Annotated in this window: 13 protein-coding genes; 7 read left to right on the top strand and 6 right to left on the bottom strand. The window is 65.9% G+C overall.

Going from position 1 to position 13,966, the window contains the following annotated elements:
* Positions 1-3: 3 nt before the first annotated feature.
* From AC1RU4_RS17770 to AC1RU4_RS17740, 7 genes are all read left to right on the top strand, one after another.
* The gene (locus tag AC1RU4_RS17770; RefSeq protein ID WP_492892446.1) at positions 4-1,383 is read left to right on the top strand and encodes an acyclic terpene utilization AtuA family protein; all 1,380 of its coding nucleotides are present in this window, start codon (positions 4-6) and stop codon (positions 1,381-1,383) included.
* Between the two features lie 2 nt (positions 1,384-1,385).
* Entirely contained in the window at positions 1,386-1,769 is a 384-nt protein-coding gene (locus AC1RU4_RS17765) for a DUF4387 domain-containing protein (protein WP_492892445.1), read from the top strand.
* Between the two features lie 92 nt (positions 1,770-1,861).
* Complete coding sequence (locus tag AC1RU4_RS17760; RefSeq protein WP_492892444.1) at positions 1,862-3,103, top strand: CaiB/BaiF CoA transferase family protein; 1,242 nt, start codon at positions 1,862-1,864, stop codon at positions 3,101-3,103.
* A gap of 124 nt (positions 3,104-3,227) precedes the next feature.
* Complete coding sequence (locus AC1RU4_RS17755; RefSeq protein ID WP_492892443.1) at positions 3,228-4,184, top strand: hydroxymethylglutaryl-CoA lyase-like TIM-barrel protein; 957 nt, start codon at positions 3,228-3,230, stop codon at positions 4,182-4,184.
* Between the two features lie 34 nt (positions 4,185-4,218).
* The gene (locus tag AC1RU4_RS17750) at positions 4,219-4,926 is read left to right on the top strand and encodes a GntR family transcriptional regulator (protein ID WP_492892442.1); all 708 of its coding nucleotides are present in this window, start codon (positions 4,219-4,221) and stop codon (positions 4,924-4,926) included.
* 74 nt (positions 4,927-5,000) lie between these two features.
* Positions 5,001-6,260, top strand: coding sequence for an MFS transporter (locus tag AC1RU4_RS17745; protein ID WP_492892441.1), 1,260 nt, complete (start codon positions 5,001-5,003; stop codon positions 6,258-6,260).
* A gap of 119 nt (positions 6,261-6,379) precedes the next feature.
* A complete protein-coding gene (locus AC1RU4_RS17740; protein WP_492892440.1) occupies positions 6,380-7,255 on the top strand; it encodes an HpcH/HpaI aldolase/citrate lyase family protein in 876 nt (291 codons plus the stop codon).
* A 58-nt stretch (positions 7,256-7,313) separates the two neighbouring features.
* Here the strand turns inward: AC1RU4_RS17740 and AC1RU4_RS17735 are convergent, their stop codons facing one another.
* The 6 genes from AC1RU4_RS17735 to AC1RU4_RS17710 form a co-directional block, all read right to left on the bottom strand.
* The gene (locus AC1RU4_RS17735) at positions 7,314-8,309 is read right to left on the bottom strand and encodes a D-2-hydroxyacid dehydrogenase (RefSeq protein ID WP_492892439.1); all 996 of its coding nucleotides are present in this window, start codon (positions 8,307-8,309) and stop codon (positions 7,314-7,316) included.
* A gap of 61 nt (positions 8,310-8,370) precedes the next feature.
* Entirely contained in the window at positions 8,371-9,201 is an 831-nt protein-coding gene (locus tag AC1RU4_RS17730; protein ID WP_492892438.1) for an N-acyl homoserine lactonase family protein, read from the bottom strand.
* Positions 9,202-9,275: 74 nt separating this feature from the next.
* On the bottom strand, positions 9,276-10,775 hold the full coding sequence (locus tag AC1RU4_RS17725) for a tripartite tricarboxylate transporter permease (protein ID WP_492892437.1): 1,500 nt from the start codon (positions 10,773-10,775) through the stop codon (positions 9,276-9,278).
* A gap of 10 nt (positions 10,776-10,785) precedes the next feature.
* Complete coding sequence (locus AC1RU4_RS17720) at positions 10,786-11,247, bottom strand: tripartite tricarboxylate transporter TctB family protein (protein ID WP_492892436.1); 462 nt, start codon at positions 11,245-11,247, stop codon at positions 10,786-10,788.
* Between the two features lie 171 nt (positions 11,248-11,418).
* On the bottom strand, positions 11,419-12,390 hold the full coding sequence (locus AC1RU4_RS17715; protein WP_492892435.1) for a Bug family tripartite tricarboxylate transporter substrate binding protein: 972 nt from the start codon (positions 12,388-12,390) through the stop codon (positions 11,419-11,421).
* A gap of 287 nt (positions 12,391-12,677) precedes the next feature.
* Positions 12,678-13,667 carry a LysR family transcriptional regulator gene (locus tag AC1RU4_RS17710; RefSeq protein ID WP_492892434.1) on the bottom strand — a complete coding sequence of 330 codons (990 nt, stop codon included), beginning with the start codon at positions 13,665-13,667 and terminating at the stop codon, positions 12,678-12,680.
* Positions 13,668-13,966 lie beyond the last annotated feature (299 nt).

Below are 13,966 nucleotides of genomic sequence, written 5' to 3'. Positions count from 1 at the left end.
CTCATGACCATCCATCGCCCCCCCGGAATGGAAGAGGCGCGCATCCTCTCCCTCACCGGCAATCTCGGCTACGGCTTCCCGGAGCGCTCGCTGCGCGAGGGGCTGGCGCGCAACCCGCATCTGATCGGCGCGGACAACGGCTCCTCGGATCCCGGGCCGTATTATCTCGGCAGCGGTACCCAGCTCACCAAGCGCGAGCAGGTGCGCCGCGACCTCGGCCTGTCGCTGGCAGCGGCCCGGCAGGCCGGCGTGCCCTATGTGATCGGCACCGCCGGCACGGCCGGAGGCCGGCCGCATCTGGAAGGCTTCGTCGACATTCTCGACGAGGTGAGTCGGCGCGACGGCCACAAGTACCGCCTCGCCACCATCCAGGCCGAACTCGACAAGGCAGTGGTCAAGAAGGCGGTGCGGGAGGGGCGGATCCGCTCGCTCGGCGTGCTGCCGGAACTGACCGAACAGATGGTGGACGAAACGGTGCGCATCGTCGGCCAGATGGGCACCGGGCCTTTCGTCAACGCCTTCGACGCCGGTGCCGACGTCATCATCGCCGGGCGGGCCTGCGACACCGCGATCTATGCCAGCTATGCCGCCTATAAGGGGCTCGACATGGGTTTGGCTTTCCACATGGCCAAGATCATCGAATGCGGCGCGCAATGCGCCATTCCGCTCGCGGCCAATGACTGCATCCTCGGCACGCTGCGCCGCGACCATTTCGAGCTGGAGCCGATGAACCCGGACATGCGGCTCTCCCCGACCTCGGTGGCGGCGCACATGATGTACGAGCAGCCCGACCCGCATCATTTCTTCGAGCCGGAAGGCATGGTGGACCTGGAGACCAGCCATATCGAAAGACTGACCGAAAGACGGGTGAAGGTCTCGGGCAGCCGGCTGGTCCCCGCCGACCGGCCGACCATCAAGCTGGAAGGCGTGCGGCTGCGCGGCTATCGCGCTATCGCCATCGCCGGCATGACCGATCCCCGGCTCATTGCCGCCGTCGACGAGGTGGAAAACCGCGTGCGCGAGGGCGTCGCCCGGCTGGTGCAGGGCACGCTCCGGCCCGACAGCTACCAGCTCAGCTTCGTCTATTACGGCCGCGATGGCGTGCGCCCGCGCGTCGGCCAGCCGATCGCCGGCGAGGTCGGCCTGGTCATCGAGGCGATCGGCGAGGACCAGGCGGCCGCGAACATGGTGCTGTCGCTGGCCCGGAGCTCGTTCCTTCACTGCTATTTCGACGGGCGCAAAGCCACGGCGGGCAATCTCGCCTTCCCCTTCTCGCCGTCGGACTTCGTGGGCGGGCCGGTCTACGAGTTCACCATCTATCACCTGATGGAGGTGGACGATCCCGATGCGCTGTTCCCCATCGAGATAAGCGAGGTGGCCTGATCATGAGCGCCAACGTCCACGCGATTCCCCAGCCGGCCGTCCAGACGCTTCCCCAAGCGCATCCCAACGCCCGGCATGAGCGGCTCTACGATCTGGCTGCCGTGCTCCGCAGCAAGAATGCCGGGCCGCTCTACATCACCTTCGACATCATTTTCGACGACCTCGCCACCTATCGGCGCGTCGTGGACAGCGGCGTGCTGACGCCGGAGCGGATCGGCGAGCTCTACGCTCTGCCGGCCGGCGAGGTGCAGATCATGCCATTCGAGGCGGCCCGTGCCATCAAGATCACCATCCCGCGCACCGGTCCGACCTCCGGTGCGCCGGGTGACCGCGACGTCTATGGTGCCCAGCAGCACGTCCCGCTGATCGACATCGAGATTCCCTGACCGTCAGACCGCGGCCGGCCAGGGGAGGGCCGTTGTCTGAAAAATCAATGCATACGTTACCAGAGACATTGTTGCCGCAGGAGGAGAAGCCCATGCCAGCCAAGCAGGAAACGCCAAAGAACTCGACTCCTCTGCCCTTGCAGGGAGTGCGGGTGATCGACATCGCATCCTTCCTCGCCGCACCGATCGGCGCGATGTTCCTCGCCGATTTCGGCGCCGACGTCATCAAGGTCGAGCGGCCGGATACCGGCGACGAGTCCCGCTACTGGGGCAATAGCAAGGACGGGGTCGGCCTCTATTACAAGGTACTCAACCGCAACAAGCGTTCGGTGACGGCGGATCTGCGCACGCCGCTCGGCGTTGAGATCGTCAAGCGGCTGGTGAAGGACGCCGACATTCTGGTCGAGAACTTCCGGCCCGGCACTCTGGAGCGCTGGGGGTTGGGTTGGGATGTGCTGTCGCAGATCAATCCCGGCCTCGTCATGCTGCGCGTCACCGGCTTCGGGCAGACCGGGCCGAATTCCGCCCGCCCCGGTTTCGGTACGTTGGCCGAGGCCTATAGCGGCTTCGCCTATATCAACGGCGTCCCGGAGCAGGCGCCCATCCTGCCGGCCTTCGGCCTCGCCGATTCCACAACCGGTCTCATGGGCGCCTTCCTCGCCATGGTCGCGCTGAAGGGCCGCGAGGTGAACGGCGGCAAGGGCCAGTTCATCGACCTCGCGCTCTATGAGCCGCTGTTCACGCTGCTTGGCCCCCAGGCGGTGGATTTCGACCAGCTTGGTTTGATCCAGGAGCGCAACGGCAGCCTGCATTCCTTCACGGCACCGCGCAACTGCTACCGGACCAGTGACGGCAAATACGTCGCCATTGCCGGCGCTTCGCAATCGACCTTCGAACGCATGTGCGTCGCCCTCGACGTGCCCGAAATCCCGAAGGACCCGCGCTTCGTCGACAACCGTCTGCGCGTGAAGAATAACAAGGAGATGGACCCTGCGCTGCAGGACGCCGTCGGGCGCTTTACCCTTCAGGAGATCATGGAGCGCTTCATCCGCTGTGAGGCCGCCGCCGCGCCGGTCAACGACATCCGGCAGGTGTTCGAGGATCCGCATTTTGCGGCCCGCGAGAACATCGTCACCGTGTTCGACGAGGAGCTGGGCGGCCCGCTGCGCTTCCAGAACGTCGCCGGCAAGCTGTCCGCGACGCCCGGCCGGGTGCGCCATGCCGGGCCGGCGCTGGGCTCCGCCAACAAGGACATCCTCATTGAAGAGCTGGGCTTCACACCCGAGGAACTCGACAGCGGCGTGCTGTCCTCCGATTTGCGCGCGGCCGAGTGAGCCGCCCCTGAAGCGCCGGTCCGTAGGCGTTTCATTGACCCAATGCATGCCGTAACGTATACATTAAAGGTGATTTGCTCGGCGGCCCGCTCGCGACAGATGCCTTTCACACTGGAGCCTTTCCGTGCTGAACCTTCCCACCTCAACCACCGTCGTCGATGTTTCCGCGCGCGACGGGCTTCAGAGCTTTCACCGCTGGGTCGATACCGACACCAAGGTGGCGATGGTCGACCGCCTGTCGGAGGTTGGCTTCCCCGTGGTCGAAGTGACAAATTTCGCCCATCCGCGCGTCATCCCGCACCTTCGGGACGCGGAGGAGGTGATGGAGCGCATCACCCGCAAGCCGGGCGTCGTCTACCGTGCGCAGGCGCCGAATCCGCGCGGCGCACAGCGCGCGGTGGCGGCGAAGTCGCAGGAAATCCTCGGCCTTATCACCGCCAGCCATGCCTACAACCTCAAGAACCAGAACATGACGATCGAGAAGGGTCTCGATGCCGCCATCGAAACCTTCCGCATCGCCGATGCGGCACATACGCCTTTTGTCATGGCGATCGGCATGGCCTGGTGGTGCGCCTATGAGGGCGTGATTCCCCCGAGCCGCGTGCTCGACCTGATCGAGCGCATGCGCAATGGCGGCATCACGCGCTATTACTTCGCCGGTTCGCTCGGCATGGAAGACCCGCGCCATGTCAACGAGCTGATCCGCAAGACGCTGGACCGCTTCCCGGATGTCGAGGTCGGCTTCCATGTCCATAACCTTGCCGGCAATGGCGCGGCCAACATCGTGGCGGCGCTCGATGCCGGCGCGAGCTTTATCGAGGGCAGCATCTGCGGCATCGGCGGTGGCATCATGACGCCTACCAGCATGGGCGCGGTCGGCAATCTCGCCACCGAGGACATCGTCCACCTGCTCAACGAAATGGGTGTGGAGACCGGCGTGGACACCGCCGAGGTTGTTGCGGCGGCGCGCGATATCGCCGACATGCTGGATATCGGGTGCCAGAGCTACGTCACCGCCGCCGGTACGCGGGCGGACATTCTCGGGAGTTCCACCGAACATGCCCGTTCACACCCCGCATGAAGAGCACGCGATGATTTCGAGCGCAGGGGATGGGATGAAGAAGATGAGCGAGGCGAAGAAGGCCGATGCCAAGCCGGCACGGCGCACATCGACCGAGAACGTCTACGACATCCTGCGCCGCAAGGTGATCGACAGCGAACTCACGCCCGGCTCCCAACTCCTCGAACAGGAGCTGGCGATCATGCTTGGCGTCAGCCGCACCCCGATCCGCGAGGCTCTGGTGCGGCTGCAGAACGAGGGGCTCGTCGAGGTCATTCCGCGCCATGGCGTGCGCATCCTCCCCATGTCGATTTCCGACATGAAGGAGATCTACGAGATATTGATCAGCCTGGAGCCGATGGCGGCGGAGCTGATCGCCGCGCGGGGTGCCACGGAAGAGGAGCTCGCCGAGCTGGAGGCGTGTTGCCACAGGATGATCGAGACGCTGGACCGCGACGATATCGAGCAATGGGCGCTCGCCGATGAGGAGTTCCACCTCAACATCATTCGCATGAGCGGCAACAAGCGTCTTGCCGACGTGGTGACGAACTGCTGGGACCAGGTACACCGGGCGCGCTATTTCACGCTGCGCCTGCGCCCGCATCCCCAGCCGCGCAAATCCATCGAGGAGCATTTCGAGATCATCGAGGCCATCCGCCGGCGCGACCGCATCCAGGCCAATGCCTTGTTCCGCCAGCATCGCGAACGTGGCGGAAACGAGCAGATCGACATATTGAGAACCTTCCGCATCCATCAGATCTGACGCCGGTCGCCTATCGGGCCGGCGTGGATGCTCCGCGCGGCACTCCCCGCCGCGCGTTTCCTACAGGACCCGCCGTGGACGACCGAACCGCCAGCCGCATCGAAGCCGCCCCACCGGGGCGCGCCGTCTCGCTCACCTCCGTTCTGGCGGAGACGGTCCTGGTGCAGGCGCTCGGCACCATGTCGGTGCTGATCGTGCCGGCGCTGGCGCCGGCCGTCTCCGCCTCGCTCGGCGTGCCGACCCTGTTCATCGGCTACCAGATCACGGTGATCTACCTCGCCGCAATGGTGGCATCGCTGGTCGCCGGCGCGCTGGTCGCCCGCCATGGCGGCCGCCGCATGGGGCAACTGGCGATGCTGCTCGATGCCATCGGCTGCGTGCTGGTGAGCGTCCCTAACCTCGCCTCCATGGCGGTCGGCTCGCTCACCATCGGCGTCGCCTACGGGATGATCATCCCGGCATCGTCCGAACTGCTGATCCGCCACGCCCCGCCGCACCGGCGCAGCCTGATCTTCTCCATCAAGCAGGCGGGCGTGCCTGTGGGCGGCATGGCGGCCGGCATCATTGGCCCCTGGATTGCGCTCCGCTTCGGCTGGCATGCGGCGCCGTGGAGCGTGGGCGCGGCGTGCCTTCTGGTGATGCTGTATTCCCAGCGCGGCCGGCGAGAGTTGGACCGGCCGGAGGGGCGCGCCCGCGTGCCCATGGTGCTGCCCTGGGCCTCGCTGCGGATGGTGCTCGGCAATCCGCCGCTGCGCTGGCTGGCGCTGTCCACCTTCTGCTTCTCGGCGGTGCAGCTCTCCGTGGTGGCGTTTCTCGTCGCCATGCTGGTGGAGGAAAAGGGCGTCAACCTCGCCACGGCCGGCCTCGTGCTGGCCGCCGTGCAGCTATGCGGCGCCTTCGGGCGCGTGCTGTGGGGCGCGGTGGCCGATGCCACCGGCCGGGGGCTCTCCGTGCTGGTCGGCCTCGCGCTGGCGATGATGGCAGCCGCCCTGCTGGTGGCATGGGCCGGCGACATGCTGCCGCTTGCGGGGCTGGTCGGGCTGTTCCTCGTCCTCGGCCTCACCGCCAATTCCTGGAATGGCGTCTATCTCTCGGAGATTGCCCGCCTCAGCCCGGCCGAGGCGGTCGGGACCGTCACCGGGGCGGCGATGTTCTTCACCTTTACCGGTGTTGCCGTGGGGCCCAGCCTGTTCTCGCAGTTCCATGACGTGTTCGGCAGCTATCAGGGCACCTATGTGGTGATCGCCGCCTTCTCGGCGGTGGCCGCCATCCTCCTCGTGCTGGTGAAGCGCTTCACGGATGCGCGGCGCAGGCCCGGCGAGGAAAGGCCATAACTCCCGGATATCGGTGCCCGAGCCATTCGGTATTCCCACATCCCACTGATCCGTCGCTAGTTTCGATCCGCCCGCGCGGTGGGCCGGAACCCGCATGAGACAAGGATCAGGAGACGCCGATGCCGCTTCGCACCCTGCTGTTCGCTCCGGGCAACCATGCCCGCCGGGTCGAGAAATGTATCGAGATCGGCGCCGACGCGGTGATCCTCGATCTGGAGGATGCGGTCGCCATCGCCGAGAAGCGAGCCACGCGCGCGCTCGTGGTGGCCGCGCTGCAGCGTCCGCGCCGCTGCGTGGGTTATGTGCGGGTGAACGCCATGGACACCGAGTTCGGCTATGGAGATCTCGTCGCCATGGTGCAGCCGGGCGTGGACGGCATCATGCTGCCCAAGATCGAGACGGCCGACGGCCTGCGCGCCGCCGACTGGGTCATCAGCCAGCTTGAGCGCGAACGGGGCCTGCCGGTCGGCTCCATCGACCTGCTGCCGATCATCGAGACCGCCAAGGGCATCGACAATGTGCGCGAGATCACCCGCGCCGGCACCCGCGTGCGCCGCTTCGCCTTCGGGGCGGGCGACTTCACGCTGGATGTCAACATGGCGTGGACCGCGCATGAGCGCGAGCTTGCTTATGCCCGCGCGGCACTCGTCACCGCCTCACGCGCCGCCGATCTGGAGCCGCCCATCGATTCCGTCTGGGTGCGGCTCGACGATGCGGCGGGGTTGAGGGTCTCGGCGGAATATGTCTGCGCCAACGGCTTCCAGGGCAAGATGTGCATTCATCCCACGCAGATCCCGATCGTCAACGAGGTCTTCACGCCGACCGAGGCCGAGGCGTCCCATTCCCGCCGCATCGTCGAGGCCTTCGCCGCGGCGGAAGCGGAAGGAAAGGCGGCGTTCCAGCTCGACGGCAAGTTCATCGACTACCCGATCGTCTATCGCGCCCAGCGCGTGCTGGAGACGCTGAAGGCGATCGAGAACGACCGCGCGGCCTAGAAGGCGCGGGCTTCCTCTCCACGGCGGGATGAGGCAGGGTCCTTGGCGCCGCGCCGCCTCAGCCCGGCAGCACGACATTGTTCGGCCGGCCTTCCGCGAAGGCCTCGACATTGTCGATGAGCTGGTCGGCCAGTGCCTGCGTCGCCTCCCGGCTCGCCCACGCGACATGGGGGGTGATGATGACATTTGGACGCCCGGCGATCCGCATCAGCGGATGCGTCGATGGCATCGGCTCCTGCGTTGCCACGTCGAACCCCACGCCCGACACCAGCCCCTGCTCGACGGCCTCGATCAGCGCGGTCTCGTCGACGAGGCCGCCGCGTGCCGTGTTGACAAGCAGTGGCTGGCGCGCCATGCGGGCGAACTCCTCCCGCCCGATTAACCCGCGCGTCGCCGGTGTGAGCGGGCAGTGCAGGCTGATGACGTCGCTACGCGCCAGCACCTCGTCGAATGGCGTCAAACCCTCACCGGGACTGGCATCGCCCCTGCGGCCGGCCTGGACAACCTCCATGCCGAAGGCGCGTCCCAGCGCCGCCACAGCTCCGCCCAGCTCGCCCCGGCCGATGAGGCCCAGCGTGCTGCCGGAAAGATCCCGGATCGGATAGTCGAAGAAGCAGAACTGCGCCGTCTCGCCCCAGCGCCCCCTGGCCACGGCATCGCGATAGGAGAGCAGGCTACGCTGCAGGGCGAGGATCAGCGCGAATGTATGCTCGGGCACGGTTTTCGTCGCATAGCCGCGAATATTGGAGACGACGATGCCCCGCTCGGCGCATGCCTTGATGTCCACCTTGTCGGTGCCGGTCGCCGCGATGCCGACCATGCGGAGCCTGGGCAGCTGCGCGAGGGCTTCCGCGGTCAACGGCAGTTTATTGATGAGGAGGATCGTCGCCTCACACGCCCGCTCGACGATCTCGGCGGGGGTAGTCTCGTCATATTCGCGCCAGTCGCAGGCGAAGCGCGGCCGGCGCAGGCTCACCCAGGGCGGCAGGGCGGCTTTGTCGAGCATGACGATGCGATGCTCGTTCGACGCGGCGGATGCGGTGCCGTCTGACATAGGTGCGGATCTCCTGTGCTGCCTGGAAGAAAGGGGCGGGCAGGTCGACGGTCCGATGGCATCAGTCGAGCCGCGCCGCGATACCTTGCAGCGCCTCGCTAACGGGAGGAAAGCGCTCCATTACCAGGGGGTCGTGCCCCGGCACGATCAACTCGGGTGCGGAGGCGAGCCGCTTGAGGTCACCGAAGGCGTCGAGCATCTGCCCGACATGGAAAGCGAGATGGAAGGGGCGCGAGGACTGGACGTTCTCATAGAAATGGCTGGCGTCGGAAGCAACCACCAGCCATCCCCGGCGTGTCCACAGCCTGACAAATTGCAGGCCCGCCGAATGCCCGCCGACGCGGTGGAGCTGGATTCCGGGGGCGAGCTCGGCGGCGCCGTCATGAAACTGCACACGGCCGGCATAATTCAGCCTGAGCACCCGCACCACGTCCTCCAGCTCGAAGGCGTCCGCGCAGCAGGCATGGCCCATATAGCGCCCCGTGGCGTAGGCCATCTCGGTGTCCTGCAGATGGAAGCTGGCGCAAGGCAGTTTTTCGAGATTGCCGCAATGGTCGTAGTGCAGATGGGTCAGCACGACATGTTCGATCCCTGCCGGGTCGACGCCGAGGCGCCCGAGCGACTCAATCGGGCAGCGCAGGAAGGTACGCCCGCGCTGTTCGGCGACCTCGCGGCAGAAGCCGGTATCGATCAACACGGTCATTTCCGGCGAGCGGGCCAGCCATACATAATAACTCAGCGGCATTGACCCATCATGCGGATCGCGGTCGATGAAGTTCTCGCGCCGTGTGCCCGGGCGGGTTGCATAGCGCAGGGCATAGACCTCGAAGGGTGCGCAGTCGGGCCGCGCTTGGGCCGGAGCCGCATCGAAAGGGATCTGGTGCTGGGACATGTCCGGTGTGTCTCGGAACCCGTGGGGGAGAAATGGAAGGCGCAGGCGGGCGTTCCGGCCGCGCCCTTCGGGCGTTACTCCTGAAACGCCTCCTCGCGTCCCCGGCGGATGGCGGGCAGCCCGACTGCTACCAATGCGGCAAGCGCCAGGAACAGCAGCGCGGCGGAGATCGGCCGCTCCATGAACACCAGCGGGTTGCCGCGCGCCAGCAGCATGGCGCGGCGCAGATATTCCTCCAGCATCGGCCCGATGACAAAGCCCAGCAGCAGCGGGGCCGGCTCGCAGTCGAGCTTCACCAGCACGTAGCCGAGCATCCCGAACACCGCCATGGAATAGACGTCGATCGTGTTGTTGTTGATGCTGTAGGCGCCGATGCAGCAGAAGCCCACGATGATCGGGAACAGCACATGATAGGGAATGGTGAGCAGCCGCACCCAGATGCCGATCAGCGGCAGGTTCAGGATCACCAGCATGAGGTTGCCGACCCACATCGAGGCGATGAGCCCCCAGAACAGCATGGGCGTCTCGGTGATGACGTTCGGTCCCGGCTGGATGCCCTGGATGATCATCGCGCCGATCATCAGCGCCATCACGGCATTGGAGGGGATGCCCAGGGTGAGCATCGGGATGAAGGAGGTCTGCGCGCCGGCATTGTTGGCGCTCTCCGGCCCGGCCACGCCCTCGATCGCGCCCAAGCCGAAGGCTTTCGGTTCCCGCGACAGCTTCTTCTCTATGGAGTAGGAGGCGAAGGACGAGAGCAACGCCCCGCCACCCGGCAATATGCCGAGGAAGGAACCGAGCGCGGTGCCGCGTAGCACTGGGGCGATGATGCGCTTGAACTCCTGCTTCGTCAGCACCAGGCGCGACACCTTGGAGGCGACCAGGATGCGGCTCGATTCGTCTTCAAGGTTCCGCACGATCTCGCCGATACCGAAGATTCCCATCGCCACCGCCGCGAAGTCGAAGCCGTCCGCGAGGTCGGTGAGGCCGAAGGTCAGGCGCGGCGCGCTGGTATAGATGTCCTGCCCGGAAAGCCCCAGCAGAAGCCCGAGCACGATCATCCCCAGAGCCTTGATCACGGAGCCCGAGGCCAGTGCGACGGAGGCGACAAGACCGAGCACCATCAGCGAGAAATATTCGGCCGGGCCGAATTGCAGAGCGAAGCTGGCGAGCGGCGGCGCGAACAGAGCGAGCAGCACGGTCGCGACCGTGCCGGCGAAGAACGAGCCCAGCGCCGCCGTGGCCAGCGCTGCGCCGGCTCGCCCCTTGCGCGCCATCTGATGGCCGTCAATGGCGGTGACGACGGAGGAACTCTCGCCCGGCAGGTTGATGAGGATCGCGGTGGTCGAGCCACCATATTGCGCACCGTAATAGATTCCGGAGAGCATGATCAGCGCGGAGACCGGCGGCAGGCCGTAGGTGAGGGGCAGCAGCATCGCGATGGTCGGCACCGGGCCGAGGCCCGGAAGCACGCCGATCAGCGTGCCGAACAGTGCGCCCAGGAAGCAGTAGAAGAGATTTTCCAGCGAAAGCGCGACGGAAAATCCCAGCATCAGATGGTCGAAAATTTCCATCCCGCTTTCCTCACGAGCCGCCGAGCCACGGTCCGAGCAACGGTAGCGGAAGGCCGAGCCCGAGGATGAACACCGCCCAGCCGAACACCGTCATCCCCGCCGCCATGGCGAGGGCGGCCATCGGACGGAAGGCGCGACTGGCGAGCATGCAGGCGAACACTGTGAGGGCGAGGGCCGGCGCGAAGCCGAGCGGCCGCAGCGCGAGCGCGAAGAATATGACCGCCCCGGTGATCACCGCCAGCCCGCGCCATGAGAAGCCGGCCGGCGCATCCCCCTTTATTCTCAGCCCGTTGGTAAGCACCAGAAGCCCGATGAAACCGAGCAGGCCGGACAGCAGAATCGGAAAATAGCCTGGCCCCATGCGGCCCGACGAGCCGAGGGCGAGCTTGTGACTTTGCCACCAGAACAGCACGGCGAGGCCGATGAACACCAGGCCGCCGAGCACGTCCTTGGGGTTGCGGACGAAACCCATGCTTTTCTCCTTGGTACGGCCCGTGCCGGGGATGGGGACATGGCCCTATGCGGAAAAGAGTGGCGCGACACCGCGAACTGGGCGCCGGTCGGGCCAGGCGCCGGCATCCGCGCGCGCGGAGCGAAGGCGAGGCTGGAGCAGGTGTCGGGGCGAGCGATCAGGTGCGGCTGATCATTCTGGCTTGATATTGCCCGCCTTGATCAGCGCGCCCCATTTTTCGATCTCGGCGCCGATGAAGGCTTCCCATTCCTTCGGGCCGCGCGTGTCGGGGATCAGCCCGCGGTCGACCATCTTCTGGTTCACGGACGGCTGGGCGACGACCTCCTTGGTGGAGGCTGCGATCTTCTGGATGATCTCGGGCGGCGTGCCCTTCGGGACCATCAGCCCGCCCCAGCTCACCGCCTCGAAATCCGGCATGCCGGATTCGGCGAAGGTCGGCACGTTCGGGATCTGCGGCATGCGCTGGAGTGTGGCCACAGCGATGGGACGGATGGTGCCGGCCTTGATATGCGGAATGGCCGAGGCCACGCTGTCGAACAACAGGTCGGTGTGGCCGCCGAGCAGGTCCTGCATCGCCGGGCCGCTGCCTTTGTAGGGTACGCCTTCGATATCGATGCCGGCACGGTTGGCGAACAACTCCATGGACAGGTGCTGTGTGGTGCCGAGCGGGCCGGCAATGGCGATCATCAACTTGCCCGGTTCTTCCTTGGCGGCGTCGACCACGTCCTTCACGGTCTTGAACGGGGAGGCCGGCCGCGTGACCAGCATGATCGGGCCGAGATAGATGCCGCTCACGGCGTCGAAGTCCTTCAGGGGCGCGTAGGGCAGATCGGGATAGAGCCCAGGATTGATGCCGGCGGTGGAGGAGGGGGCGACGATGATGGTGTAGCCGTCCGGCGCGGAGGACTTACCGTCCAGCATGGCCGGTACGCCGGCGCCGCCGGGCTTGTTCTCGACGAAGACGTTCTGCTTCCACTTCTGGGTCAGGCCTTCGCCGAGCAGGCGCGCGCCGATGTCGAGAGCGTTGCCGGGCGGAGTGGGCACCAGCAGCTTCACCGGGCGGCTTGGATAATAGTCGGCGGTCGCCGGTTGCACGAGGCCGAGGGTGGCGGCGATGAGCGGCCAGATGAACATCCTGGACATGTTTCTCTCCCTGAAGGGGTTCGTTGCCCCTTGTGTCGACCTGGCCGCGCCCATGGGAACGCGTTGGGCATGGCGGCCGACGGCTGTCGCGAAACAGCGCGCCGGCGGACCGGCACGCAAATGGCACGGCGACATTCCCGTTGGCGTGTCGGGGCGCCGTCCCAGCATTGCAAGCTTCATCCATCGCGTTGGTGTCGCGCATATAGCGATGTGGTCTAACCGCCATAACATCGCGCTATGCGCCGCGCCCACACGCACTGGGCGGGCCAGTGCCTCGACAGCAGGGCTCAGGCGTTTTCAGGGCGCCGGGTGAGGCGCGCGCCGCTCCATTGCCCGCTATCGATCAGCTCGGCGGCGATCTGGCCGATCAGGCGTTTGATGCACAAGGCCGCATGGCTCAGCGGGCGTGCGGAGGAATGGCAGATGGCGAGGCGGCGATGCATCATGCCTTCCTCGAAGCTGGTGCAGGTGGTGCGTGTCTGACCGAGCGCGCTGATCCAGCCGCCGGGCAGTATCGCCTCGCCGATACCGGCCTCGACGCATTGCGGGATCATGCTGAACGTCTCTATCTCGCGTACCGAGCCGAGCCGCAGCGAGCGGCGTGCGAAGCGCTCCTCCACCATGGTGCGCAATTGCCCCTTTGCGAGAATGAGCGGACGGTCCACCACATCCTCCAGCCGCACGGCGCGCTCGTCGGCGGGCGCCTCGCCGGTGGCGGGGCGCACCAGCAGGAACTCCTCCTGCAGCATCTCGTCGGCCTGCAGGGCCGAGTTCATATTGCCCTCCGAGACAATGATGCCCATGTCGAAACGATTTGAGAGCAACTGCACGGCGATGCCGGCGCTATGCTCCTCCACGATCTGCAGGTCGATCTCGGGAAAGCGCACCAGTGTCTCGCGCAGCAGCGGCGCGGCGAGGATGAGGTTTACGCTGTAGGGGATTCCGATGGTCACGCTGCCCATCGGGATGTCGCCGGTTCCCTGTATCTCCGCCCGTGCCAGCTCAAGCTGACGGAACACGATCTTGCAGTGTTCGTAGAGCTTCTCGCCGGCGCGCGTCGGGCGCACGCCCTTGCTGGAACGCTCCAGAAGAGGGGTGCGCAGATCGAACTCCAGACAGCGTATGCTCTTGCTCAGCGCGGGCTGGGCCGTGCGCAGTTCGGTTGAGGCGCGCGAGATGCTGCCGAGCTCCACGATGCGCGCGAAGTAATGCAGCTTCCTGAGGTCGAACCGTTCACTCTTGAACATCGCGACCGGCGACGGAAAGGGGGCGTTCATCCTGGCGTTCCTCCCCGGACCATACCATGGAGATATATGCGGTAGGCCCGAACGTTATTTTTTAGCTTCCGCAGAGTGTCATACACCTAGGCTCGCGTACAGCACTCCACTTGGCCTTTCCCGAGATTGGCCGCTCCCTGGGGTCTCATTGTACTTGGTAGACCGTATATCCAGAAACAACCTGGCGTAAGAGGGAGTACCAATATTTAACAATGGGACGAGAGCTGCTTTCGTTGTGTTGTCGCGTTGGGCGTTGGTCCACAATTATAAGCTTTATCTGTAAAGGATACCCCTCATGC

The organism is Ancylobacter sp. GW821-FHT10E12 (assembly GCF_058809335.1).
The sequence above is the reverse complement of the archived record's forward strand: the minus strand, read 5'-3'. Positions and strand labels throughout refer to the sequence as shown.